The sequence below is a fragment of the Mesoaciditoga sp. genome, from assembly GCF_054006115.1.
Window position 1 is genome coordinate 41,899 of sequence record NZ_JBPNHS010000003.1, and the last position, 26,357, is coordinate 68,255.

At 39.7% G+C, this 26,357-nt stretch carries 25 protein-coding genes and 1 tRNA gene; 11 read left to right on the plus strand and 15 right to left on the minus strand.

Going from position 1 to position 26,357, the window contains the following annotated elements; translation table 11 throughout:
• Positions 1–6 precede the first annotated feature (6 nt).
• From ACXJIN_RS00590 to fusA, 3 genes are read left to right on the plus strand one after another with little or no spacing between them, the layout of a single operon-like run.
• Positions 7–1,311 (plus strand): pyrimidine-nucleoside phosphorylase, encoded by a 1,305-nt coding sequence (locus ACXJIN_RS00590; protein ID WP_456398607.1) that lies wholly within the window; start codon positions 7–9, stop codon positions 1,309–1,311.
• On the plus strand, positions 1,308–2,933 hold the full coding sequence (locus ACXJIN_RS00595; RefSeq protein ID WP_456398609.1) for a hypothetical protein: 1,626 nt from the start codon (positions 1,308–1,310) through the stop codon (positions 2,931–2,933). Before ACXJIN_RS00590 ends, ACXJIN_RS00595 begins: the two co-directional genes overlap by 4 nt.
• Positions 2,930–5,005, plus strand: coding sequence for an elongation factor G (fusA, locus tag ACXJIN_RS00600; protein ID WP_456398611.1), 2,076 nt, complete (start codon positions 2,930–2,932; stop codon positions 5,003–5,005). The genes ACXJIN_RS00595 and fusA overlap by 4 nt, the downstream gene beginning before the upstream one ends.
• A gap of 26 nt (positions 5,006–5,031) precedes the next feature.
• On the opposite strand, the gene ACXJIN_RS00605 is transcribed toward fusA, so the two are convergent.
• Positions 5,032–5,107 (minus strand) — tRNA-Ala (locus ACXJIN_RS00605).
• Between the two features lie 71 nt (positions 5,108–5,178).
• On the opposite strand from ACXJIN_RS00605, the gene hpf reads away from it, so the two are divergent.
• Complete coding sequence (gene hpf / locus ACXJIN_RS00610; protein ID WP_456398612.1) at positions 5,179–5,697, plus strand: ribosome hibernation-promoting factor, HPF/YfiA family; 519 nt, start codon at positions 5,179–5,181, stop codon at positions 5,695–5,697.
• Positions 5,698–5,751: 54 nt separating this feature from the next.
• Here the strand turns inward: hpf and ACXJIN_RS00615 are convergent, their stop codons facing one another.
• Positions 5,752–7,092, minus strand: coding sequence for a S8 family peptidase (locus ACXJIN_RS00615; protein ID WP_456398613.1), 1,341 nt, complete (start codon positions 7,090–7,092; stop codon positions 5,752–5,754).
• Positions 7,073–7,471: a hypothetical protein gene (locus ACXJIN_RS00620; RefSeq protein ID WP_456398614.1), complete on the minus strand. Its 399-nt coding sequence runs from the start codon at positions 7,469–7,471 to the stop codon at positions 7,073–7,075. Before ACXJIN_RS00620 ends, ACXJIN_RS00615 begins: the two co-directional genes overlap by 20 nt.
• Positions 7,472–7,672: 201 nt before the next feature.
• On the opposite strand from ACXJIN_RS00620, the gene ACXJIN_RS00625 reads away from it, so the two are divergent.
• From ACXJIN_RS00625 to ACXJIN_RS00650, 6 genes are all read left to right on the plus strand, one after another.
• On the plus strand, positions 7,673–8,059 hold the full coding sequence (locus ACXJIN_RS00625) for a GntR family transcriptional regulator (protein ID WP_456398615.1): 387 nt from the start codon (positions 7,673–7,675) through the stop codon (positions 8,057–8,059).
• Positions 8,040–8,747 carry an ABC transporter ATP-binding protein gene (locus tag ACXJIN_RS00630; protein WP_456398617.1) on the plus strand — a complete coding sequence of 236 codons (708 nt, stop codon included), beginning with the start codon at positions 8,040–8,042 and terminating at the stop codon, positions 8,745–8,747. The genes ACXJIN_RS00625 and ACXJIN_RS00630 overlap by 20 nt, the downstream gene beginning before the upstream one ends.
• On the plus strand, positions 8,744–9,499 hold the full coding sequence (locus ACXJIN_RS00635) for an ABC-2 transporter permease family protein (protein WP_456398619.1): 756 nt from the start codon (positions 8,744–8,746) through the stop codon (positions 9,497–9,499). The genes ACXJIN_RS00630 and ACXJIN_RS00635 overlap by 4 nt, the downstream gene beginning before the upstream one ends.
• 33 nt (positions 9,500–9,532) lie before the next feature.
• Complete coding sequence (locus tag ACXJIN_RS00640) at positions 9,533–9,853, plus strand: YbjQ family protein (protein ID WP_456398620.1); 321 nt, start codon at positions 9,533–9,535, stop codon at positions 9,851–9,853.
• Positions 9,854–9,901: 48 nt separating this feature from the next.
• Positions 9,902–11,209, plus strand: coding sequence for a DUF3887 domain-containing protein (locus ACXJIN_RS00645; protein WP_456398622.1), 1,308 nt, complete (start codon positions 9,902–9,904; stop codon positions 11,207–11,209).
• 86 nt (positions 11,210–11,295) lie between these two features.
• Positions 11,296–12,000, plus strand: a complete 705-nt coding sequence (locus ACXJIN_RS00650) for a hypothetical protein (RefSeq protein WP_456398623.1) — start codon at positions 11,296–11,298, stop codon at positions 11,998–12,000.
• Here ACXJIN_RS00650 and ACXJIN_RS00655 read toward each other — a convergent pair.
• Genes ACXJIN_RS00655 through ACXJIN_RS00710 form a run of 12 tightly spaced genes read right to left on the minus strand, consistent with a single transcriptional unit; the run spans position 11,990 to position 25,542 of the window.
• Entirely contained in the window at positions 11,990–13,594 is a 1,605-nt protein-coding gene (locus tag ACXJIN_RS00655; protein WP_456398624.1) for a tetratricopeptide repeat protein, read from the minus strand. The genes ACXJIN_RS00650 and ACXJIN_RS00655 overlap by 11 nt on opposite strands.
• A 2-nt stretch (positions 13,595–13,596) precedes the next feature.
• Positions 13,597–14,739: a helix-turn-helix domain-containing protein gene (locus tag ACXJIN_RS00660; protein ID WP_456398626.1), complete on the minus strand. Its 1,143-nt coding sequence runs from the start codon at positions 14,737–14,739 to the stop codon at positions 13,597–13,599.
• Positions 14,740–14,749: 10 nt separating this feature from the next.
• Entirely contained in the window at positions 14,750–15,688 is a 939-nt protein-coding gene (gene arcC / locus ACXJIN_RS00665; RefSeq protein ID WP_456398628.1) for a carbamate kinase, read from the minus strand.
• Positions 15,689–15,690: 2 nt separating this feature from the next.
• A complete protein-coding gene (locus ACXJIN_RS00670) occupies positions 15,691–16,593 on the minus strand; it encodes a bifunctional enoyl-CoA hydratase/phosphate acetyltransferase (RefSeq protein WP_456398630.1) in 903 nt (300 codons plus the stop codon).
• A gap of 30 nt (positions 16,594–16,623) precedes the next feature.
• Positions 16,624–17,082, minus strand: coding sequence for a biotin/lipoyl-containing protein (locus ACXJIN_RS00675; RefSeq protein WP_456398632.1), 459 nt, complete (start codon positions 17,080–17,082; stop codon positions 16,624–16,626).
• A gap of 16 nt (positions 17,083–17,098) precedes the next feature.
• Positions 17,099–17,497, minus strand: a complete 399-nt coding sequence (locus ACXJIN_RS00680; protein WP_456398633.1) for an OadG family protein — start codon at positions 17,495–17,497, stop codon at positions 17,099–17,101.
• Between the two features lie 14 nt (positions 17,498–17,511).
• On the minus strand, positions 17,512–19,047 hold the full coding sequence (locus ACXJIN_RS00685; RefSeq protein WP_456398635.1) for an acyl-CoA carboxylase subunit beta: 1,536 nt from the start codon (positions 19,045–19,047) through the stop codon (positions 17,512–17,514).
• Positions 19,040–19,450, minus strand: a complete 411-nt coding sequence (gene mce / locus ACXJIN_RS00690) for a methylmalonyl-CoA epimerase (RefSeq protein WP_456398637.1) — start codon at positions 19,448–19,450, stop codon at positions 19,040–19,042. Before mce ends, ACXJIN_RS00685 begins: the two co-directional genes overlap by 8 nt.
• Before the next feature lie 39 nt (positions 19,451–19,489).
• Positions 19,490–20,404, minus strand: a complete 915-nt coding sequence (meaB, locus tag ACXJIN_RS00695; protein ID WP_456398638.1) for a methylmalonyl Co-A mutase-associated GTPase MeaB — start codon at positions 20,402–20,404, stop codon at positions 19,490–19,492.
• Positions 20,385–20,777, minus strand: coding sequence for a cobalamin B12-binding domain-containing protein (locus ACXJIN_RS00700; RefSeq protein WP_456398645.1), 393 nt, complete (start codon positions 20,775–20,777; stop codon positions 20,385–20,387). The genes meaB and ACXJIN_RS00700 overlap by 20 nt, the downstream gene beginning before the upstream one ends.
• Before the next feature lie 23 nt (positions 20,778–20,800).
• The gene (locus tag ACXJIN_RS00705; RefSeq protein WP_456398662.1) at positions 20,801–22,438 is read right to left on the minus strand and encodes an acyl-CoA mutase large subunit family protein; all 1,638 of its coding nucleotides are present in this window, start codon (positions 22,436–22,438) and stop codon (positions 20,801–20,803) included.
• 11 nt (positions 22,439–22,449) lie between these two features.
• On the minus strand, positions 22,450–25,542 hold the full coding sequence (locus ACXJIN_RS00710; protein ID WP_456398655.1) for a DNA polymerase III subunit alpha: 3,093 nt from the start codon (positions 25,540–25,542) through the stop codon (positions 22,450–22,452).
• 151 nt (positions 25,543–25,693) lie between these two features.
• Here ACXJIN_RS00710 and ACXJIN_RS00715 point away from each other — a divergent pair, with 151 nt between their 5' ends.
• On the plus strand, positions 25,694–25,957 hold the full coding sequence (locus ACXJIN_RS00715; RefSeq protein WP_456398657.1) for a hypothetical protein: 264 nt from the start codon (positions 25,694–25,696) through the stop codon (positions 25,955–25,957).
• Positions 25,958–26,357: the final 400 nt, after the last annotated feature.

A 26,357-nucleotide genomic window follows, 5' to 3' on the forward strand; every position in this document is an offset into this window, starting at 1 on the left:
GATAAAATGAGGCCTTACGATGTGATATTGAAAAAAAGAAATGGAATTGAGCTTTCAAAAGAAGAAATAGAGTTCATGGTAATGGGCTTCGTAAATGGGGAAGTTCCAGATTACCAGATGGCCGCTTTTTTGATGGCTGTTTACTTTAGACACATGAGTGAAACGGAAAGGTACAATTTAACGGAAATAATGGCTCGTTCTGGGGATACGATTGACCTCTCACCAATTCCCGGAATAAAAGTGGATAAGCATTCAACAGGTGGCGTTGGTGATAAAACGACACTTGTGCTTGCCCCAATGGTTTCAGCATGTGGATTGCCGGTCGCTAAAATGTCTGGAAGGGGATTAGGACATACTGGAGGTACTATTGACAAGCTTGAGGCAATACCTGGTTTTAGAACGGCTTTGAGTGAAGAAGAGTTCATGAAAAACGTTAAAGAACACGGCATAGCAGTGGTTGGGCAAACGGCCAACCTTGCACCTGCCGACAAGAAAATTTACGCCTTAAGGGATGTCACAGCCACTATCGACGAAATTTCTCTTATAGCTTCTAGTATCATGAGCAAAAAACTTGCCGCTGGAGCTGATGGAATAGTGTTAGACGTAAAAGTCGGTTCTGGAGCCTTTATGAAAGATATAGCTTCTGCGACCGATCTCGCACGGGCAATGGTGGACATAGGTAAAAGACACGGTAGGGAGACAGTGGCGTTGTTAACAAATATGGACAGGCCACTTGGAAGAACCGTTGGAAACGCTTTGGAAGTTAAGGAAGCCATCGAAACTCTGAAGGGAGATGGCCCAGAAGATCTCGAAGAGCTGTGCGTTGAACTTGGAGCTCAAATGTTGAAAATAGGAAAGATAGCCGAAACTCTGAACGACGCCAGAAAAATGTTGAGAGATTCTATAAAGAGTGGAAAAGCGGTCGAGAAGTTCAAAGAACTTGTTGAAATTCAAGGTGGTAATTCAAACGTTGTTGATGATCTTTCTCTTCTTGGCATATCTTCAAAGACTTATGAAGTTAAATCGCCAGAAGATGGATACGTTTACTCCATGGACGCCGAAAGGGTTGGAATAGCCTCAATGCTGTTAGGTGCTGGAAGAACGAAAAAAGAAGACAAGATAGACCTTTCCGTTGGAGTAGAGCTTTTAAAGAAAACAGGCGACGAAGTGAAAAAAGGAGAAACGCTTTGTGTGCTTTATTACAACGATGAAAAGAATCTTCTATCGTCTGCTGATATGATTTTAAGCGCTTACAAAATCAAAAATACCAAACCGAAGGAGGAAAAGCTTGTCCACGGAGTTGTTCAATGAGTAAAAAATTCCTTTCTTTTCTGCTTTTGACAGGCTTTTTCGTTACAATTTTCTTTTCCAAATCGCTTTACCTTGTTGATGGCAACAAGGCAATGCGATTGGGAAAGGTTTTTTTGTGGTCGCAACCGTACGTTAAACTTTCAGATGTAAGTATCGCACTCAACTTGAAATGGTCTTACAAGGGAAGAAGTGGCGTAGTGACAAATGGAAAAGACTTTATATCCTTTAACACTTCTACACATAATGGCCTTTACGATGCGCTTTACAAATTGCAAAATGTTGCAACGGGAACAGATGTACCGTATATTTCTTTGAAGTCCATGCTGAAATTGACAAATTTAAAAGTTGAAGATGATCCCGTAGGATACTTTCTCGTAAAAAAAGCTCCCTCGCTTACGATAAATGGTGTGCTGCTTTACGGAAAGAATTTTACCGTCTTTTTCACAAAAAAGCCCACCGGAGACATCATGAAAATCGAAAGGAGTGGAATGGTTTCCACTGTGACCATTTTTCCTGTTTTGATTTCGAAAGATTACGTACCATCCCACTCCCCTTTGGTGGTGGAAGAACGGGGAAAATATTCTGTTTCTTTCAGAATAACTTTCACTTCAAATTTGAGTATCTCTTACGCATTGGGATATCCATCTTTACCTCTTCAAAAATCTAAAAACGTGGAATTACCAAATGGAATAACTTACCAGTCCCTTGAGTACGCATCTTTTAGAAAGAACGCCATCAAAATGGGAATTGTTAAGATACCACCATCTTCTGGAATTCTAAAACTTGTACACCCATTAGAAGGCATCGGGAAGAAAGAATTGATAACTTCCATGATCAGCGCTACCGCTTTGGCTGCCATTGGTTTTTCCAATTCAAACAACGAATTCATCAAAGAAGGAAAGAATATTTTTTCGTATTCATCATTTCAAAATGGACCAATTTTGGTTTGGAACGATCGAAAATTTGATATAATCGAAACAAGCCCAACTATAAGCGTTAACATTGGAAATGTGCCTTTCAGTGTAGATGAGATAAACGGTTCAAGTGGAAATGCCATCCTTTACACTGATGATTATGCACTTCAAATACCAAGGGATACAAAAGATAGAATTTATTTTGAAGTTGAAAATGGAAGAATTGTTGGTATGAAATACGCTCCTCACGTTTCTAAAAATTCGTACATTTTGTCTTTGACAAAGGATTATGCCATCTTTTTGAAGAATGTTCACCTAGGAGACGATTTTTACCTTTTCTTTTCTTTAGGATTAAACTCGACCGAAAAGTGGAAGGAATTCATACAGGGAAAGTGTTTGCTAGTTGCTGATGCGAAGAAAGAAGAACTCTGGCCAAACGAGATAAAGTCATGTGAAGGCAAAAACGCACTTGTGATGGCTTTAAAGAATGGAAATCTATATTTGGTGAAAATGGAAAGTCCCAAAATCATGAGTGCCAGCGAAATGGCGGATGTGATGGTGAATATGGGTTTTTCAAAAGCCATGCTTTTAAGCAACTCAAGTGAAATTTCAATGATTGTAAATGGAAAAGCCGTAGAATTTGATAATAGGGGATTGTACCCGGTAGGATTCGGGGTTGAAATAGACAAAACAACTGGAGGTGCATGAAAGTGGCCGATATTAGAAAGAAACGTGTCGTAGCATTCATAGGTCACAATGGAAGCGGAAAAACGACACTGGCTGAATCCATTCTGTTTTTGAATAAAGCCATAGACAGGATGGGAAGTGTAGAACAAGGAAACACCACTATGGACTTCGATCCCGTCGAGATCGAAAAAAAGTCCAGTGTGAATGCGTCAGTATTCACATTTAACAGAGGAGATTACGCGTTCACACTCATAGACACTCCTGGATTTTCCGATTTTATAGGTGAAGTTATATCTACAACACTTGTCTCAGAAAATGTGTGCGCCGTTCTGGACGCTTCAAGTGGTGTAGAAGTACAAACGGAGAAAACATGGAGAATAGCGCAAGGCTACAAACGCCCTATGTCCGCATTCATTAACGCTATGGATAAAGAACATGCGGACTTTTCAAAAGCCATTGAACAGTTAAAAACTTTATCTGGAAAATCTGTGGTGGCTTTAACCATTCCAATTGGTAGTGGCGCGTCTTTCAAAGGCGTGGTAAACGTGATCAAGCAAAAAGCTTACATATACGAAAATGGAAAGGCCGTGGAGAAAGATATTCCACAAGATATGAAAGAAGAAGTAGAAAAGTATAGAACTTCATTTGTGGAAGCCGTCGTTGAAATGGATGACGAGTTGATGGAAAAATACTTTGCAGATGAACCTGTAAGCGTTGAAGAGTTGGAAGAAGCTTTAACAAAGGGTTATTCTCAAGGTGATATAGTGCCTGTTTTTGCTGGGGCAGCCACTATGGGAATAGGAGTTAACGAATTTTTAGATGCTTTGCAAGAGTTTGGAGCTTCCCCAATGGATGTTGTGAATGTAGTTGGAGGAAAGGAAATAAAACCGGAAACAGATGCGCCATTTTTAGCTCTTGTATTTAAGGTCGTCGTCGATCCTTTCATAGGAAAGGTTACTTATGCAAAAGTTTTAAGGGGGAAGATTTCAGCAGGTGATACCATTTACAATGGTGCGTCTAAAGCAACGGAAAGAATAAACCATCTTTACGTTCCAAATGCCAAAAATCAAAAAGAAGTCAAAGAAATAAGCGTGGGAGATATCGCTTCAATTCCAAAACTCAAAGAAAGTAAAATAGGCGAATTTCTCTGTGATCCATCTGATGTTTTCACCGTTGAAGGTAATGTTTTTGATTTTCCAGAACCAATGATATCGAAGTCGGTAAAAGCCAAAAACAAAGGAGAAATAGACAAAGTTACGAGTGGCCTTTCAAGGTTGGCCGAATCTGATCCAACTTTCCACATGGATTTTAACCCTGAAACTGGTGAAATAGTGGCATCCGGTATTGGAACTATGCACATAGACGTTATCATAGAAAAACTCAAGAAGAACTTCAACGTGGAAGTGGAATTAGGCAAACCGAAGATCGCATACAGAGAAACCATAACCAAAAAATCACAGGCGGAATACAAGCACAAAAAACAAAGTGGAGGGCATGGTCAATACGGACACGTGAAGATATATCTGGAACCTCTTCCGAGAGGAAAAGGCTTTGAATTTGAAGATAAAATATTTGGTGGTGCCATACCAAAAAATTACATTCCATCTGTTGAAAAGGGTCTTCATGAGGCCATGAAAAGCGGAGTGCTCGCTGGATATCCGGTTGACGATATAAAAGTCATACTGTACGATGGTTCGTATCATGAAGTCGATTCTTCAGATATAGCCTTCCAGATTGCCGCAATTCAAGCGTTCAAACTTGGAATGCAAGCAGGCAATCCGACATTGCTTGAACCTGTCATGAGCGTTGAAATATTCGTACCGGATGATAACACAGGAGACGTTATGGGAGATTTGAATTCGAGGCGTGGTAGAATTCAAGGAATGGAGCCACAGGGAAATGGTTACCAGCTCATAAGAGCGGAGGTCCCGTTGGCGGAGATGCTTGAATTCTCATCACAACTCAATTCGATAACAAGTGGAAAGGGATATTTCACCATGAAATTTTCTCACTACGATGAAGTTCCTCGAAATTTGCAAGAAAAGATAATTCAGGAAAGAAAAGCGGAATTGGAGGAAGAAAGCAATAAATAAAAAGACAGGCCGTGCGCCTGTCTTTATGGTGGAGTCGATGGGATTCGAACCCACGACCTCTTCCTTGCGAAGGAAGCGCGCTCCCAACTGCGCCACGACCCCATACAAGATGAAGTTTAACATAAAAAAAGGGGCGTGGTCAAGGGGAGAAGATAAGAAAGGAGGAATTTAAGTTGAAAATACAGTACAAATCCAGAAACTTAGAGATCAGCGATGCAATGAAAGAATACTTTTCAAAAAAAATGACCAAGTTAGAGAGATTGGTTAATGATGATGACGGTGAAGTTGAGGTTCGCTTCTCAAAGATGAGGCAGCTTTACACTGTTGAAGTAACGCTTAAAATGCGTTCCATAATAGTTAGGGCTGAAGAAAGCACAAAAGATTTCTACGCGTCGGTAGATAACGCGATAAACAACCTTGAAAGAAGGCTCAAAAGGTTCAAAGAGCGCTTTAGAACATTAAAACGCGAGAAAAATGTGGAAGAAGTGAGTTCTGAAAATACGCCAGAAGAAACCGAAAAAGTGGTAAAGGTTAAAAAATTTGAACTCAGGCCTATGAGTTTAGAAGAAGCCATGATGCAACTAGATCTTCTTGATCACGAATTTTTCATGTTCAGGAATTCGGAAAGCGATCAAATAAACGTGCTTTACAGAAGAAAAGATGGTAATTACGGTTTAATAGTTCCACAATAAAAATTGTAAAAAACGAAAAAGTTGAAAAAAGAGGGCAAAAGATCGCCCTCTTTTTTATTTTGATTTACTCTGATAGGTGTAGTGTCTTTTTACAATTTGCTTTCTGTAATTGGTGAGTTTTGATGAAATCGATGGAATGCTCGATTCGTTTATTTTTGGGCTCACGTAAAGATGAATTTTAACGGTTTTTCCATTTGCGACGCTTATACTTTCAACTGAATCATTTGCGTTCCCATGATAACCAAGGTAGCCATAAAAATCTCCCGTGTCTATGGAATCGTCTCCGTTGAAGTCTTGCCAGGCGTAGATTTTATAAGTGCCAGCTGAAAGCTTTAAAGCAAAGCTTCCATCGTTTTGCATAAAAGTCGTGGTTGCGACAGAACCATTTGAATCTTCGGCCCAAATTATCAAGGGTTCCCACCCACCATTGTAAGTAACGGCATTGTAAGCGTTTACCAAACCATAACCACCGTAATTTGAAGAAGCCGGAACTGCCTTTGCCGTTTTTTTCAAAATATTCAATATGTTCGATGGATTCGTTATTCCATTCGAAATCATCAATGCAGTCACAGCCGCCACATGCGGAGCGGCCATTGAAGTACCTTGCAAGTAAGCGTAGGTATTTTCGTGCGTTGAAGTGGAGTAATAAGTACTGATTATCTCGCCGCTTTTTCCAAAGTCTGTATCTCCGCCAGGAGCCCATATCACGTTATTTGCGTAATTTGAATAATACGCACGCGTGTTGTTTGGCCCAACGGCGGAGACGGCTATTACAGTGGGAAACGCTGCCGGATAATCTAACGAATTCAAGTCTTCATTTCCAGCCGCCGCGACCAATGTTACACCATTATCCTGAGCGTATTGGCAGGCTTCCTCTTCTACACGTGAGTAATCTTCTCCTCCAAAACTCATATTTATAACTTTTGCGCCATGTTCAACAGCGTAAACTATACCCTTGGCAATGTCCATAGTGTTACCTATTCCCGAAGAATTGAGGATTTTTATTGGCATGATCTTCACGGAATTTTTTTCACCCCAGTCTATTCCGGCGATGCCACGAGCGTTATCCGTGTCAGCATCTATTATGCCGGCCACGTGTGTTCCGTGACCGTAATCGTCGTCAGTGTTTGTACTATTTGAAACGAAATTGTATCCAGGGACCAAAACGTTTTGAAGATCCGGATGTGTGGAAGATACGCCGGTGTCTAACACCGCGACGATGACAGTGTTGACCCCTTTCGTCACTTTCCATGCTTGAGGCACACTTATATCCGGGAGATTCCATTGGGAAGAATAATATGGATCATCCGGGCCCATTGTATGAACTACGTAATTTGGTTCGACATACTTGACGTTTGGCATTTTTTCAAAAAATTCAACTGGCTTTGGAAACATTAGTTGAAACTTTTAAAAGAACCGCGTTTATATCCCTATTTGGCGTGTTCAATTCATCTTTTACCTCGTAAGAAAATGGAATAGCACTTTTCGCAAAAACGGCAGATGGATTTTTTTGTTCTTTAAGGCCAACTACAATCTCATCATTTATCCAGTTTTTGCTATCATTTGATTTTTCTAAGGGCACAGCGAACTTTAACGTTTTTTCTTTTTGTGATGAAATAAAATGACTTTTTCCAGTGTAAACATCCACCCTTCCCTGAATAATTCCCATAGAAGCTTTACGATCGTTACTCATTTTAAACAAAAAGCATCCGGAAAGCATCATTACCATCATTAAAATGGCGAAAAGCATCAATATGAATTTTTCTTTTTTCATCTTATTCTCCTTTGAATTTCTGTCTTGCAGTTACCAAAAAACTCGCTAAAATTTTTCACGGCCTTAATGCATTTCTTGATCTCTGTTGGATTATAACAAAGGAAAAGAATAAGATTAAAAAGTTCAAAGTTATCCTTGACAATATTTTCACTTTTTGATACAGTATTACTGTACTAGTTCAATAGGTCGGTGATGCATCAAATGAAAATAGATTATCACTCAGATGTTCCAGTTTACAAGCAGATAATTACCGAAATGGTAGATTCTATATTATCCGGGGCTTTGAAAGAGGGAGAAGAGTTACCGTCAATAAGAAAAATGGCGTTAGACTTAAACGTGAATCCAAATACCATAGCAAAAGCCTACATGATCCTTCAAGAAAAAGGATATATTTATTCCATTGCTGGTGTAGGATACAAAGTCGCCAAGCCTCCACGTGAATCCGCGCAAGAACGTTTAAACGAGCTTGAAGAAGAAATGAGGAAAATCCTGAAAAAGATGAGTAAATTTCCTATAAGTGGTGAGGAACTGCAAAGGAGATTGCTTATGCTCGTAAAAGAGGTGATAGATGATGGTAATCAAGGCTGAATCGCTTGTGAAGGTTTACCATAATGGCGTTAAAGCCTTGAAAGGCGTTAACTTCGAAGTTAAAGAAGGAAGGATATTCGCGGTATTGGGTCCAAATGGTGCTGGCAAGACAACACTTCTCAAATGCATGCTGGGGATGATAAAACCAACCGCTGGAAGTATAAGCGTCTTTGGTAAAACTCCATTTCCAGCTGGTGTGAAGAACGCTTCATTTGTCCCGGAAGGAAAAAACCTTTATGAATGGTTGAAAATCTCAAAGATGATTGATATTTTCGCTTCATTTGCGCCGAATTTTTCTTTTTCAAGATTTGAAAGTATGGCAAAACGTTTCTCGTTGAAGTTAGATGGCAAAGTTGGGGAGCTCTCACAAGGAAATAGAACAAAGCTGTACGTCTCCCTGGCATTTGCTCAAGATGTGAATTTGTACGTTTTAGATGAGCCAACTTGGGGACTTGATCCAATCGTGCGTTATGAAGTTCTCTCCCTTGTAAGGGAAAGCGTATTAGAAGGCAAAACTGTTGTGTATTCATCTCACATCCTCTCAGAGGTTGAAGAGGTTTGCGATGATTTAATAATTCTCAAAGAAGGTGCACTTTTGTATAACGGTACATTGGACGATTTGAAGGAGAAGAAGAAAACCACACTTTCCAATGCGTTCTTAAGTCTGGTAAAGGGTGATTCGCTATGAAAAAAGAGTGGAAAATGTTGCAGATAAGATTTATCGTGTTGCTCGTCGTAATGATTTCTTCTGCGGTGGTAGTGGTGCTTACAAGAAATTTCGCGATTGGAGCTTTGAATTCTCCGGAAATTCAACAGTACATAAAAAACTCTTCCAAAATAGCGAGTATCATTGGTAAAATTTCAACGAATTTCACTTATTATTCCTTTAGCCAATGGTTTGGAAAGAGTTACATTCAGCTTGTGGCCATCTTCGCGATCCTTTTAAGTTTTTCTTCATTTAGCAAGGAATTTTCCAAAAAAACCATTTACCTTATTGCCTCAAGAATGACGAGATGGCAAATATACATCTCAAAGAATTCAGTTGGATGGATCGCCTTTTCCATCATCGTTATTTCTGGTGGGATTGGCTATTTTGTCGCCGCCCAACTTGCAGGGTATCATCTTCAACTATCTCAAGTGCTATCATGGACTTTCACCAGTATAATAGGTGGTCTCTTGCTTTACCAAATAGGAATGTATCTTTCTTTGCTCTTTAAAGATCAGATGAAGCCTCTTGTTGTCGGAATTGCAATTTACATAGGTTTGTACATCACAAGTTTTATAAGGGAGATAAAGTTCTTAAACGTATTTTCTTACATGGCTCAGGACGAGGTGTTATTTGGCAAAGGGGTGAATATTTTTTCAACATTTGTCGTACTTGGAATATTCACTGCGATATTTGTTTGTGGGTATTTTCAATTCAAGTTCAAAGATCTTTAATTTTAAAAATTGAAGAGAGGGAGATGAGAAAAAATGATAATCTCAACTACCGAGAACATACCAGGTTACAAGGTTAAAGAGTACGTTGGACTGGTAAGGGGAAATGCCGTGCTTTCAAGAAATGTCGGCGTAGACATAGCGGCGGGATTGAAGACCATAGTTGGTGGAGAAATCAAGGGATACAGAGAATTGCTTACGCGTTCGAGAGAGCTTGCAATAGAAAGAATGACAGATGAAGCGGAAAATTTAAACGCCGATGCCGTAATTATGGTAAGACTTGCAACCAGCCAGATAATGTCAGGCGCGGCCGAAATAGTCGCGTACGGTACAGCGGTAAGGATTGAAAAAGTTTGATTTGAAAAGAACAAATTCTTTCATGGAGCGGTAAAGGAGGGATTTTTTATGAAAAAGGCGTTTTTTGTTTTACTGTTTACTTTCATCATCTTTTGCTTTACTTCTCTTACAGCAATGGCGCAAAGCTATCCAGATGCTTACTTTACAAAAGCAAGGACTTTTATAGAATACCTTTCGTCTGGAAATTTTTCGGAAGCCCAAAAGATGTTCAACTCACAGGTAAAAGATGTTTTACCTCCTCAGAAGTTGGAAGCCATTTGGAATAGCATAGAAATGCAATTCGGAAAATTCGTCAAGATAGAGAATATTAACGCTCAAAAAAGCGAAGGTTATGTAATAGTCATTGCCACTACTGAATTTCAAAACGAATATTTGAACGTGAAAATGGTTTTCGATGACAATTTTAAAATGGCTGGCTTGTGGTTTTTAAAGGCAAATGTTCAAAAATACAAGCTTCCGCCTTACGTGGACACTTCAAAATTCACAGTTGAAAAAGTTGAAATAGGTAAAAAGTGGAAATTGCCCGCAGAACTCACGATTCCTAAAAGAAAAGGACCTTTCACCGCTATTGTCATGATTGGTGGCTCAGGGCCATCAAATATGAATGAAACAATTGGAAAAAATGAGCCTTTTAAAGATATCGCTTATGCTCTTTCAACTATGGGATTTGTGGTTTTAAGATACGATAAACGATCTTACGTGTATGGAAAAGAAATGAAGGCTAAAGATATCACCGTTCAAAACATTTACCTTCAAGATGCCTCTTACGCTGTGAATTACTTAAAGGGTAAATCTTTTGTGAACAAGATATTTTTACTCGGACACAGCCTTGGTGCGTATCTCCTCCCAGAAATAGCAAAAGAAAATACATCGGTTGCAGGTCTGATAATGCTCGCAGCGCCAGCACGGCCTTTGGCAAAAGTTATGGAAGACCAGTTGAAGTACATTTCAAAACTTTCTCCAAGCAGTGCAAAGGAAATCAATGGTTTAATTGAAAAAATGAAACTTCTTCAAGAACATAAAATACCTCAAGATGAGTTTGTCATGGGAGCTCCCGCAAGTTATTACTATGAACTCGAAAAGTACGATCCAATAGAAATTTTAAAAACCCTTAACAAACCGGTTCTCATATGCAAAGGCGGAAAAGATTATCAAGTATCGATGAAAGATTTTGAGATGTTCAAAGAGACATTTGGCAAAGATCCGCTTTTTACCTTTAAATTGTATCCGAATTTGAGCCATATATTCACGCTTGTTACCGGGACTCCTTCACCTTTGAATTATCAGAAGGCAGAGAACGTTTCACAAAAAGTCGTTGAGGATATTTCTCGATGGATTAAAAAGGTAGAACAATAATGAAATTTTGTGTAAAGTACGGAAAGTGAACCATCTCTACAGAAGAGGCGTCTAATTTTTGCAACAAAAAATGGAGGTGGTTTAAGGTGAAAAAATTGTTGTTTTTGCTTATTGCCGTTTCTTTGGTAGGTTCTATATTTGCGGCTGGAAATGCTAAAGAAGGAATTTTAGGATCTATTCGAATGTCATCAGCTGTTAAAGTCGAAACTCAAATAAGAATACTAACGATTATGAATCACTTGCAAATAACAACATCTCAGGCTTCTGCGCTGGCAAAGAGCATGACAGAGCTAAAGAATAATGTGAATTCTTTGCAAGAAGAACGATTAAAAGCCTTAACATCTTTACGCGATGCCTTGCTCTCTTCAAACAAGGAAGCGATTGCGAATGCTCAAGAAAAATTAAAAGACATTTCTCAATCTTACCTTGAAACGTTAAAAAACTTTGAAGATTCCGTTGAATCGGTAATTACGTTGAAGCAGGCTCTTTCAATTGACAGATGGGTAAAATCTGCGATTGAAGAATCTGGACCGCTGCAAGACTTTTTAAGAAATTTCATTGGGAAACCCGTCAACATTTTTGGAAGGAAAAATATTCCACAAATACTTGCGCAGCGTAAAACTAAAACGGACAATAAATCTGAAAAAAAGGTTTTTAGCAAACCACAAAGAGGCACTTCTTTGATACGGGAAGCTTATAAAAGAGAGGATGTACTTTATTTTCTGGTTAATTCGAATCTTTACGATGTGCTTGTGAAAACACTTCAAATGAAAGCCGCGATCACGAAATAAGGAGTTCTAAAATTTCCATCTTAGATTTAGTTGTCCCCAAAGAAAGAAGAAAACTTTTTGGATCTGGATGCCCATCTAAGAGGTTAAGCGCCATTGCAAAGAAGACGGCCGCCTCGGATGGGCTTTTTATCTTTTTAGGTGCCTCTTCTTCCAGATCATATCGTTCTTCTTCTAACACCTGCGAAAGCGCTTTTCCAACTTCCCATGAAATGTCCACCGTGTATTGGACCGCACTTTCCAAAGCGTGTCTGGCATCTTGTTTTAAAACATTCTTCAAAAGGTAAACTCTGTACAAAAACAAGAAAAGGGCTATCACATCTACTGAATTCGTGAGCAAAAGAGCACTCTGTGTTAGAATCCTTTCGCTTAAGTATGGGCACTCACCGTATTCTTTCACCGTAAGTGGAAAAATTTTGAGAATTTCTTCGGTGAATATTTTTTCCGCCGGAAGAGAACCTTCGTGTAAGCTTTTAGATCTCTCTTTTAACTTTCTATTGCTGAAATCGAATTGGTCAAGAAATTCCACGATATTTGGGATTCCTTTCATACACTTTTTTTCCAAATAAATGAGTTCTTTCCTCGATTCAAATGATAGTTCTTTGTGCTCTTCACATATTTCAATGGCGTTGTCAAAAATACGGTTAAAGGCATAGATATCAACAGAAGCTAGAAGAAAGCCTTCCTCTTTTATTTCCATTTCTTGGCCTTTTTCAACGAAATCTAGCGCTTCTTCGTAAAGGCCTAGGAGTTTTTGTATTATCACGAGTTCAGTCAACACCTCTGAATTTTCGATGCCTTCATCCCAAAGCGTTTTTAAAATTTTCAAAGCTTCAAAAACTTTACCCAATCTGTAAAGTGTGTAAGAAAGATTGTATTTTGCTTGCCATCCTCCCTCTCCTTTGGATATTGATTTTCTAAACTCTTCTTCCGCCAGGGAAAATTTTTGAAGCAAGTTGGCAGCCACTCCAATTCTCCAATGGACAGCTGGTAAGTCTTTATCTATGGCAAGTGCTTGTTGATAAAGCAGCATAGCGGATTTTGGATCGTTTAATTTCAAATAAGAATCCCCCATAACTATGTACGCAAGGGGAAACTTTGGATCTATTTGAATTATATCTTTACAAGTTTCTATTGCGTCGTCTACTTCTTCTTTTTGAAGCAGAGTTCTGGCCAACTCCAAACGTGCCGGTACGAAGTCATCGTTTAAGCTTATGGCTTTTCTTAAAAGTAACTCAGACCTCTCAAGGTTTCCTTCTTCCCTTTCAATTATTCCGAGATGAAAAGGATATCTGTAATCTTTTTTGTACTTAGCAGCTTCCTCAATGTATTTACGGGCCTTTTTAAAATCCCTTGAATTTATCGCGTCCCTTGCCCTATCGTACAGCAAATACACGTAATAAGAAAGATAGTAATCTAAATCCTTTCCCGTTTCCACCTGTGCCTTTAGTCCCCTGAGTATTATTTCGGTTGTTAATTTGTTTTCCTTTACGGCTTTTTCAAAATCTTCAGCTAATAAGGGAAGTTTAACGGGCAAATTTTCAATCTTTGCCTTCTTTGGATCTAAAGGTAAGTACACCAATACAGTTCTTTTCAAATTCACTTCTCCAATCCGTACAAATTCAATTTTTTGGTCAAAGTTTTTGGATTCACGCCGAGTACCTTACTTAATTTTGCTTTGTTCAGACCATAGATCTTGATGGCTCTCTTTATGAGTTCCTTTTCAGCCTCGGCATGCACATTTTTAAGGTAGTCTTTTAACTTAGGAAGCGATTCCAGGGAATCAATGTCAGTATGTACTTTTTCTTCTCCCGCGAGGAAAGATTTACAAAAATTCAAAAAATCCTTCCAATTTTCGTTCCACTTTGATCTTTTTATTCTTTCTTCAAGATCGTAAGATATTTCAAAGTTTACCCTTTTCGTTTCTTGAGCCAACATTGTCACGAATACCCTTAAAATCATGGGTAACGATTCGCTTATCTCATGCAAAGAAGGTATCCTTGAAATCGAGACTCCGACAAGTTGTTTAAGAAACGGTGGAATTTTCTTTTCGTCTTTGAAGTGAAATATCATACGTGCCAAGCAATTTTCTCTTGAATCGGAAAGGTAGGGTGAAAAAAATCCTTGAGCCGATGAACGTGCCATCTTTGAAATGGCATGTTCCGAACAAGAGTCACAGTTCATCAACAATACGACACCATCTCGAGATAAAAGAGATGGATGATTTTTGCTCCCGAATAGTCTCAACATCATTTCTTCTTCAGAAGATATTGAAAAGTCCATTATTTCAGCGTTTTGTAGAAGCGGCCATACTATCCATTCTTCCAACAAACCATCTTCAGCTATGACTATGGAAATTCTTGAAAGTGAATTAAAAGACAGCTTTCGGTAAGCTTTTGCCATTCTCCTATCCAACATGACAGGCTCAAGCATGAGCTCTTTGGCCCTCTTTATTTTGTTCATCGATTGGCGCTCTTTAACCACCTTTTCCATCAACTCTAACGCTTTGATTACTTCGTCTGAATGAACGTTAAACGCTCCTTGTACGTGCTCGCTTCCGATATTGATAAAAATAGTCCCTAAATTGGAAAAATCCTTGACTTTGTCAAAATCATCTTTCTTGTCGAGTATGATGACGTCCCAAAATGTGGCATACATAACATTTTCAATTCTTCTGTAAAGGGTTGGTCTGAATCTTTTAAGCTTCAGACCAACCTCAACAGGAGCCAACACGTTGATCATGTAACCTCCATTAATCAGGTATTATAAACGTTCCACTCTTACCCTCTAAGGCTTCACTTACCTTCTCGAGAGAAGTTATCACGCACTGACGATTGGTAGCCTTAACGAAAGCTATGGCAGACTCTATCTTTGGTCCCATAGAACCAGCTGGAAAATGGCCTTCTTCCATCAATTTAGATGCCTCCGAAATTGTTACTCTGTCAAGTGCCTTTTGATTTGGTTTACCGAAATTGACGTAAACCTTTTCAACACCGGTTAATATCACGAAGATATCAACATCCAATATTCTCGCTAACAAAGATGAAGCTCTATCTTTGTCAATGACGGCTTCCACTCCTTCAATTGTACCATCTTCTTTTCTTACAACGGGTATTCCTCCACCACCAACGGTAACCGTTATGACACCTTGTTCGATGAGCTGTTTTACGAGATCTTTTTCCACAACATCCAATGGCTGAGGAGATGGAACAACTCTTCTGTACCCTCTACCGGCGTCTTCTTTTATCTTCCATCCTTTTTCTCGAGCCAATTTTTCGGCCTCTTCGGCAGAATAAAAAGGACCAACTGGCTTTGTGGGATTTTTGAAAGCAGGATCTTCTTTATCCACAACAACCTGTGTTACCAAAGCCACGGATTTTCTTTCAATTTTTTTCTTTGCCAGCTGATTTTCAAGAGCTTGAACTATTAAATATCCAAGCATTCCCTGCGTGTAAGCGTCATTTAAATCAAGTGGGAGAGGTGGAAGCTTTTCTTTTGCCAGATCCTGTTGAACAAGTAGGTTTCCAACCTGTGGACCATTTCCATGAGTGATAACGACGTTCATACCATCCAACGCCTCTACAAGATATGAAGCCGTCGTTTCCAGATTTTTCCTCATAACCTCTGCAGTTGGTTTTTCCTTTGGGCCTTGAATGGCATTTCCTCCTATTGCTATTACGGCACTTTTCATGTTTATCCCTCCTTTTTCGCAGATAGTGCTCCAAATGCGATTGAAGCAAGCTTGGCTTTTGCTTCATCTGCTCTCGAGACGATCACTATTGGAGCTTTTGCTCCCAAAACTATTCCTCCTATAGTGTAGTGGGCACAATAGTCCATTGATTTTCCCAGGAAATTCCCGGAATGAATATCTGGAACGAGAAGAATATCAGCGTTTCCCGCTACTTCTCCTTCAACATGTTTTACCTTTGCAGCTCTCGCATCTATAGCGTTATCAAAGCCGAGAGGACCGTCAACTACGCATCCGGTTATCTGCTTTCTTTTCCACATTGCGGCCAATTCAGCCGCTTCAACGGTTTCTGGCATGTCCGGATTGACAACTTCGACTGCGGCTATACAGGCTACCTTTGGATTTTCGTTTCCCATTTTGTGAAAAAATGTGACGGCGTTTTTTATGATCTCCACCTTTTGCTCGAGCGTAGGCCTTATTATCATGCCTCCATCTGTAATGCCAATGAATTTGTCGTAATCTTTTGCTTCGGCAATTACCAGATGGCTTAAAAGTTTTCCACTTCTCAATCCCCAGTCGGGATTTAAAACCGCTTTTAACAGAACGCTCGTCTTTATAAGCCCTTTCATCAATATATCGGCTTTACCACTGGAAACAAGTTTAACACCGCTTTCCGCTGCTTCTTTTGGATCGTTGGCATTTACTATTTCAAATTTTCCTTTTATTCCCAATTTTTCAAGATTTTCCTCGACCTTTTCTCTTTCTCCGACGAGGATCGCATCCACAATACCATTTTCAGCTGCCTCGTTTACGGCTTTTAAGCCCTCAAAATCTTCTGCTCCAACCAACACGATCTTACGTTTTGGGGCTCTTCTTATCTCTTCAAACATTTCTGAAAAATTCTTCATGATAAATCACATCCATTTCTGACATAAAATTCATTCCATAATTATCAAAGTTTGATCTATTTCAACCTGATCTCCTTCTTTGACAAGAACCTCTTTTATCTTTCCATCACGCGGGGCCAATATTTCATTTTCCATCTTCATTGCCTCTATAACGATAAGTGTTTGAGCATCTTTAACCTCATCGCCAGCCTTCACATTTACCTTCAAGATGACTCCGGACATTGGAGCGGTAACTTTTTCTCCTTCTGTATTGGAAGTGGAAGTGTTTGGCTGTGCCTGTTCTGGCGGTTGTGGCTGAGAAGGCGTAGAATTTGAGGAGGGCGCTGTGTTTGTACTTTGTTGTGGGACGCTATTAACCGTTGTGGTTGCAGAAGCTTGAGAAATCGATGAATTGTTCACCGGTACTTCGACACTTTGTGACGCGCCCAATTCTTCTACTTCTACTTCGTACATTTTGCCGTTAACCTTTATGAGATATTTTTTACCCATTTTAAAAACTCCTTTCTCATTTTCTTTTAACTGTTCTCCAGGTTACCTGCGGATTATGGAAACGCCACATGCTTCTCGGTTTGCTTTCATCCATTCTTCTGGCAGAAATCACTTTTACGGCTTTTACACCTTCAAATGAAGCAATGGCTGCGCTCAATACGGCTATGAGTTCCGAATCATCGACTGAATTTTGAACAGGAACGCTTTGGACGTTTTTATCCCCTTTCACAGCCTTTTCTGGCACTTTCGTATCTCTTTTCACCGAGCTTGTAGCTTTTGTAGCAGCGTTTGCGGCCTTCTTTTGCGCACTTTTATGAAAAAAATGTCCAACGATAGCGAAAAATATAGCGATAAATCCAAGGCCGCCAAGTGCTACGATTATTCCCACTATGGAAATCGTCCACGTCTTTTCCACTTATTCCACCTCGATCATAGAGGAATATTTCCATGCTTTTTTGAAGGTTTGCTTTCAGCTTTTGTTGACAGCGTTTCCAATCCCTTAACGAGATATTTGCGTGTTTCGGAGGGCAGTATAACGGTGTCTACATAACCTCTGGAAGCTGCCACGTACGGATTTGAAAACGCATCTGAGTATTCTTTTATCTTCTCTTTTCTCGTCTTTTCCGGTTCTTTCGATGCCTTTATTTCTTTTCTGAATATTATGTTTGCGGCTCCTTCAGCCCCCATAACCGCCACTTCTGCGCTTGGCCACGCCAACACCAAATCCGCTCCAAGATGTTTGCTACCCATGGCAATGTAAGCGCCACCGTAAGCTTTATGGGTTATAACTGTGATTTTTGGAACGGACGCTTCGCTGTATGCGTACAACAATTTTGCACCGTGCCGAATTATTCCTCCGTATTCTTGCGAAGTTCCAGGAAGAAAGCCAGGAGTATCAACAAATGTGATTATCGGAATGTTAAATGAATCCAGAAATCTTATAAATCGTGCCGCTTTGTCGGAAGAATCTATGTCCAAAACCCCTGCCAACACCTTTGGCTGATTCGCAACGATACCCACACTTCTTCCATTTATTCTGGCAAATCCAACTATCATAGAGCGGGCAAATTTAGAATGAACCTCAAAGAACGAATTCGGATCAACAACCTTCTTTATGACCTCTAACATATCGTAAGGTTTGTGAGCATCTTCAGGTACTATCGTATCTAGCGAAGGATCTGCTTGAAGTTCAACTGGTTCTGAAAGAGGCGGCTCCTCCATGTTGTTTGATGGAAGGTAAGAAAGGAGTTTTTTTACCATTTCGACCATTTCTTTTTCATCCTTTGCCATAAAATGGGCAACACCGCTTTTCGAGTTGTGCACAAGAGCACCTCCAAGCGCTTCTTGCGTAACGTTTTCACCAGTTACGGCTTTTATGACTTCAGGACCGGTTATGAACATTTTGGAAGTTTTGTCAACCATTAAAACGAAATCGGTTATTGCCGGAGAATAAACGGCTCCACCGGCACACGGACCAGCGATCACCGTTATTTGTGGGATAACTCCAGAAGCCATTGTGTTTCTGTAAAAAATTTCACCGTAGCCGTAAAGTGAATCAACGCCTTCTTGAATACGGGCACCACCAGAATCGTTTATACCAATTATCGGTATTCCAAGCTTCATGGCCATATCTTGAATTTTGGCTATCTTCTTGGCATGCATTTCGCCAAGAGATCCACCTTGAACTGTGAAGTCCTGAGAAAATATGGCCACATTTCTTCCATTTATCTTTCCCAAACCAGTTACCACACCGTCTGCTGGAAATTCTTTCTTATCCAGTCCAAAGTAAGTCGATCTGTGTTTTACGTGATCGTCTATTTCAATGAATGTTCCTTCATCCAAAAGAAGATCTATTCTTTCACGTGCCGTGAGTTTTCCAGCTTCATGTTGTTTCTTTATCTTTTCTTCTCCTCCACCAAGCCTGATTATTTCCCGACGCTTGAGAAGATCTTCATTTTTATTCATCCTTTTTCCTCCTCTCAACGAGTTCTAAGAGCACTCCGTGCACGTCTTTTGGATGAACGAAGGCTACGATGGTTCCTCCCGCTCCTGGTGCCGGATCGGAAAGTATCCTGTATCCTTCTGCTTTTAGCTTCTCAACGCTTTTGTACACGTCGTCCACTTCCAAAGCCATGTGATGTAACCCTTCACCGCGTTTTTCTATGAATTTTGAAATCGTTCCATTCTCATCAAGATCTTCTAACAATTCCACTCTTGATTCTCCAATTTTTACCATCACAACCTTTAATTTTCTATCTTCGAGTATTTCTTCTTCTATTTGCAACCCCAACACGCTTTTGAAAATTTTCGAAGCCTCTTCCGCTGATTTCACAGCCACGCCTATGTGGTCTATTTTCAAAGCTTTCATGATCGATACCTAAAAGGTACGTCACCATCCTTTCGCAATTTATTTGTATTTTTCACAAAGTTCACGTACAAATAAAGACTTTAGCTCCAAAAAATCTTTATTCAAAACCAAATCTTTTACCTCGCTTTTCTCGATCAAATCGTCCAATTCTCTCCTCAAGGAAGCCTTTACATGATGAAATAACTTTTGTCTTCTCCTTTTTGCAAGAGTTTCATTCTCTTTCATCTTTTGAAATCTTTCGTCTAGTGCATTTACAACTTCTTTGACGCCTTCATGAGTTAAGGCATTGGTAAGAAAAATTGGAATTTCCCTTTTTCCCATTGCCAAAACAGCACTTAACCTTGATTTCAAAATTTGGGCTCTTGGATTATCCGCCTTGTTTATCACGAATATATCCGCTATTTCCATGAGCCCCGCTTTCATCATTTGAACTTCGTCTCCTCCATCGGGCGAGAGCACAACAACCACGGTGTCGGCCACATTTCTGACATCAACCTCTGATTGTCCAACTCCAACAGTTTCAATTATCACATTGTCCATTCCAAAAGCTTCAAAAGCATCGCACGCCTCGAATATGGAAGGAGCCAGCCCACCAAGCGCCCCTCTACTTGCAAAACTGCGTATGAAGACATTACGTGATGTTGCGTGAGATTGCATTCTTATTCTGTCACCGAGCAAAGCACCATGTGTAAACGGACTCGACGGATCTACAACCACAACGCCAACATTTCTATTTTTCAATTCATCCAGAATTGAGCTCGTTAAAGTTGACTTTCCAACCCCAGGACTACCGGTTATACCGATAAGATGGGAAAGCTTTTTTTCCAGCTTTGAAAGAAGGAAATTTGCTCTTTCCGGGGAATTCTCGCACAAAGAAAGTACCTTTGCCAATACCTTTCTATCGCGATTTTTCATTCCCTCTATGATCTCTTCATCACGCATGCGAATGTTCAACAAAATTTTTCACCTGCTCAGCAACCTTTTCGGTAGACGTGCCTGGTCCGTACACTTCTACGACACCCATTTCTTTCAGTTTTTCGGCATCTTCTTCTGGGATTATACCACCAACGAAAACCGGTATATTGGCCCCCTTTTCTTTCAACAAATCCAAAACTTTTGGAACCAGCTTCATGTGTGCGCCTGAAAGTATTGAAAGGCCCAACACATCAACGTCCTCATCAACGGCCGCCTGGGCTATTTGTTCAGGAGTTTGTCTAATTCCGGTGTATATAACTTCCATACCGGCATCTCTCAAAGCCCTTGCTATAACCTTAGCGCCTCTATCGTGACCATCCAATCCCGGCTTTGCTATCATAACTTTTATCATTTTCAACTCCTCCTTCACAGCGCTTAAATCGTTATCGATTCTTTGTACTCGCCAAAAACGTCCCTTAAAACGTTTGAAATTTCTCCCAGCGTTGCGTAAACTTTAACGGCTTCTATTATCGGATACATGATATTGTCGTCCGTTCGTGCGGCGTTTTCTAAAGCTGTTAGTGCTTTTCTGACTTTTTCATTGTCCCTTTTCCCTTTCAACTTTTTGAGTTTTTCTATTTGCTCTTGTTCAACCTGATCGTTAACCTTTAAAATGGATTTTGGAGGCTCTTCTTCTATTGTGAACTTGTTCACTCCAACGACTATCTGCTTCCCCGCTTCAACTTCTTTCTGATATTCGTAAGCACGATTACTTATCTCCTGCTGGACGTAGCCAGACTCTATCGCCTTAACCATTCCACCAAGATCTTCTATTTTATCTATGTATTCAAAAGCCTTTCTTTCTATTGAATCGGTGAGACTTTCTATGTAATAAGAACCTGCCAATGGATCAACCGTCTTTGGGACCCCTGATTCGTAAGCAATTATCTGCTGAGTTCTTAAGGCTATCCTTACAGATTCTTCCGTTGGAAGTGCCAATGCTTCGTCTCTTGAGTTGGTATGCAATGATTGTGTTCCGCCAAGCACCGCTGCCAAAGCTTGAATGGTAACACGGATTATGTTGTTATCCGGTTGCTGAGCGGTAAGCGTTGAACCGGATGTTTGCGTATGGAATTTAAGACGCATTGCCGAAGGATTGGTAACACCAAATTTTTCTTTCATCAACTTTGCCCACATCCTTCTAGCTGCCCTGAACTTCGCTATTTCTTCCAAAAAATCGTTGTGCGCAGCAAAGAAGAAAGAAAGTCTCTTTCCAAAAACATTTGGATCCAATCCTGCGTTCACGGCGGCCCTTACGTATTCTATGCCATCTGCCAGTGTGAAAGCCACTTCTTGAACTGCATCCGCTCCAGCTTCCCTTATATGATAACCACTAATGCTTATCGTATTCCACAAAGGCATTTCTTTTGAGCAAAATTCAAATATGTTCGTTATTATTCTCATTGAAGGTTGAGGTGGGAAAATGTACGTTCCACGTGCGATATACTCTTTTAAAATATCGTTTTGAATCGTACCGCGCAGTGTATCTCTACTGAACCCTTGCTTTTCACCGACTGTCAAATACATGGCAAGAAGCACAGCAGCAGTTGAGTTTATCGTCATCGAAGTACTCACTTTTCCAAGGGGAATACCTTCAAAAAGTATTTCCATGTCTTCAAGCGAATCGATTGCCACTCCAACTTTTCCCACTTCTCCAAGAGAATGGGGATCGTCCGAATCATAGCCAATTTGGGTTGGAAGATCAAAAGCAACTGATAAACCGCTTTGTCCCTGTTCTAAAAGGTATTTGTACCTCTTGTTTGACTCTTCAGCCGTACCAAAACCGGCATATTGACGCATTGTCCAAAGTTTTCCCCTGTACATGGTGCTTTGAACGCCTCTTGTGAAAGGGTACTCAGCCGGAAAACCGATCTGCGAGTAATCCCCAACGTCCATTGGAGTGTAAAGCCTTTTCACCTCTTCACCCCAGGTGGTTTTAAATTCGCCACGTTCAGGAAACTTTTTCAACGTTTCTTCGGTTTTTTCGTTCCATCTTTCGTACTCTTTTCTTATCTCTTCATCTTTCACCGTGCTACCTCCTCACTTAGTGTTTTATCATCTATAACCATAGAAATACCTTTGAACTTCAATATCACCTTTTTACCCTTAGCATCTAAAAGTTTTGAAAGAGTATCTTCAATCTCATCAACATTTTCTACGTAAATGTAAGTAATATTTGGCGTTTGTAAAAGTCTTTCCAACACCATCTTTCCATTTTCGTGCTTGAATATACCCACGTAAGGACCACCAAGTGGTAGAGAAAATGGTAAAATCACTTCCTCTTCACTTTCCCCGTCCGTTGCCAAAACTTTTTCTCCATCTTCGGAAAGATAGAATTTTACCTTTCCTCTATTTTCCTCCAAAACCTTTGAAAAACCCTTTCCGTTTAGTGAAGAAATTGTCAAATCGAAGTATTGACGCTGTAAGTTAATTTTCTCTGTAATAGAATAGTCAGGATAGCCTTCTACAGAAGGCAGCTCCACGTTTCTTTGATCTCCAAAAAGCTGTTGTTGAAGGGCTTTCAGCCCGCCTTCTGCCCTATCCCATATGAGATCTAAGTTTTCAACAGCGTACTTTCTGTTGGAGCATACCGAGTCCAATGCGCCACTCAAAATCAACGCTTCAATTGCCCTTTTAGTTGGCTTAGCGTCTCTTATTCTCGCGAGAAAATCTTCAAGGCTTTCGAAACGTCCTTTTTTTCTTTCTTCATATATGCTGTTTGCAAGTGAAAGACCGACGCCTTTAATGGATGCCAAACCACTTAGTATCTTATTCGAGTCTACGCTAAAAATAGCCTTTGAACTGTTCACATCTGGTGGTAGTATTTCCACTCCCATTCTTTTTGCTTCGCTTGCGTAAAGGGGTAATTTCGTTGTATCGGATAAATGTGAATTCATCAGTGAAGAAAGATAATCAGCGGTTTTTTTTGCCTTTAAATAAGCTGTCCAGGCAGTTATATGAGCATATGCAACACTGTGAGATTTGTTGAAACCATATGAAGCGAATGAAGTTATGAGCTTAAACAGTCTTTCGGCCTTTGAACTTTCAAATCCGCTTTTTTTCATGCAACCTTTCACAAACTCATCCTCGAGTTCTTCCAATAGCTCACTTTTTTTCTTTGATATGGCTTTGCGAAACAAATCAGACTTTGCTGGAGAAAAGCCAGCTACTTCTTTTGCAATTTGCATTATCTGCTCTTGATAAACTATCATCCCATACGTTTCACTGAGCAAATCGTTTAATCCAAATTCGTCTTCGTTAGAAGAAAGGCCATGCTTTCTTCTTACGTACTCGTCCGCCATTCCTGAATACATTGGCCCCGGGCGATTGAGACTTAGGAGCGATATTAAATCTTCGAATTTTTCCGGTGCCATTTTTTTAGTCAAAGCGGTCGCAGAAGGACTTTCGAGTTGGAACACTCCCAGCGTTTTTCCCTCCTTTAGGAGTGAATATATACTTTTATCATCGATTGGAAGAGCATTTATTTCTTTACGTGTAGCATTTCCCAACGTTTCTTTTATGTTGGTCAACGTTTTTAACCCTAACAGATCTATCTTTATAACTCCGAGTTCAGCCAAAGAATCCATATCGAATTCGCTCACCCACGAATTTGCATTCCATACAAGAGGAATTTTGTCCTTTATAGGAGTTGAAGATAAGATGATACCAGCGGCATGGATAGTTCTATGGTGAACGATTCCTTCTAAAAATTTTGCGTATTCGAGCGTTTCTGAAATTGATGGATCTTTTAAAGCCTTTTGCAAGGAGGGATTTTCTTTTAAAGCTTGTTCTACGGAATGGTATCCAGATACTTTCCATACCAGATCGTTAATTACTCTATCGTTCAAGTCAACAGCTTTTCCTATTGCCCTTATAACGGCCCTACTCCCAAGTGTCCCATAAGCGCCGACTTGAACCACATTATCCTGTCCAAACTTTTCGATCACTTTTAGTATTAAAGAATTCCGTTCGGTATCTTCGACGTCCACATCTATGTCTGGGTCGCCTTGACGGTATTCGTTTAAGAACCTTTCAAAGAGTAAATCGTACTTCATCGGATCAACGCTTGTTATTCCTAAGGTGTAAGCGACATTTGAAGACACGGCTGAGCCTCTTCCTGGTCCTATAACTATTCCGGCTTTATCGGCAATTTTAATTATCTCTGCCACTACCATAAAATAACGGCAAAAGTTTTTTGCCTCTATGATCTTAAGTTCTTCTTCTATTTTCATCCATCTCTTTTTATCGCTAACCTTAGAACGAAGAATTCTTCTCAGCCTTTCACAGTCATTTTCATTTGTCATTTTTAAAGATGGAAGTTCAATGTTTGGTTTCAAATCGTATTCTTCACACTTGTTCGCTATTTCCAAGGTATTTTCCAATGCTTGTGGAATATCTTTAAAAAGTCCATACATCTCTTCTGGGCTTTTTAAGTAGTACTCATTGCTACCGTAAGCGTATTCTCCATCCCATTTCATATTTCTTCCAATGGAAACGAAAAGACCATGGGCTTTTGCATCTTCTCTGTTCAAAAAATGAACATCATTCGTGGCCACCACTTTCACGTTAAACAGCTCTGATAATCGCATTAAAGCCGCGTTTACCTTTTTTTGTTGAGGCAGGCCAGTTCTCATGAGTTCAAGATAAAAATCGTCTTTAAAACGCTCTTTGTAAGATTTAACAAGAGTTTTTGCGCTCTCAAAATCATCGTTCAATATAGCAGCTGGAATCTTTCCCCCAATACATCCAGAAAGAACAATGACATCTTCAAGTTTGAAGATGTCCTCATCATTAAATCCATTTTCATCTCTTTTTTTTAGATCGTTCAGAGACCTTACAATAGAAAAATATCCATTTTTGTTTTTGGCTATTATCGTAAGATGGTGGCGTTTTCTTCCTTCTCCCTTCATGTACACTTCACAGCCTATGACGGGTTTAACACCATTTTTTAAAGCGGTAGAATGAAGCTTGCCGACTCCAGCCATAGTGCCATGATCGGTTATGGCCACCGCATTCATACCAAGATTTTTTACTTTCTCAATCAAAGGGTCTATTCGAACAATTGAATCGAGTAAACTATATTCAGTGTGAAGGTGAAGATGAACGAATCTTCTCATACCCTCTCCTTTGAGAGCAATCGAAACATCTTAAAAAATTCTCTCGCGCACTTTATTTTAACACCCTTGCTGCACATTCACAAAAAATAAACACACTTTATGCTATCATTACCAATGTAATCACTGAGTTTCAGAAAATGGAGGAACAAAGATGGAAAATGAAGAAAAGGAAATAGAAAAATACGTTTTGGCTGTAAAAGAAGCTTTAAAAGAAGCACCACTTCGTAAAGATGATGCTATCGACGTGACTGACTTATGGCTTATTACATCTTTACCAATCGATCTTATCGAAGAATGTTTAAAAGAAGATAGCTTTGAGTTGCCAGCGCATGTGAAAAAGGTAATACGTAAGGGAAGAGTAATTTTGGAAAATCAACACTACTTTCCTTCAAGCGATGACAAAAAAGATTCCTGATCAGGTCTTTACCAAGTTTTGTGTATCCGTTTATCTGAGATAAGAATTCATAAATGAGATTCAACCCTTTCTTTGAAATATACTCAACCAAATTTAGACATACAGAAATTACCCCTTTATGATCTGAAAAGAGGAGCCTATAAATTTTTCTAACTCTGCCTTGCAACTTTCTTTTTTAACTTCCTTTTCAAAGAAGTTCCTCACAGCTTCTTTTAATTTGTGAAATCTATCGTAATAAATTCCTACTACCTTCTTTCTCAAATTATGCAAGTCGAGTTAAAGAGATAAATATTGGATAACAAGGTCATTGAAAAAGGCATGAAATCCTCCTATAATCGTTGTGGACAAACAAACTCAAAGGAGTGATTCCATGCCCACAACAAATATACCACAAATTCTT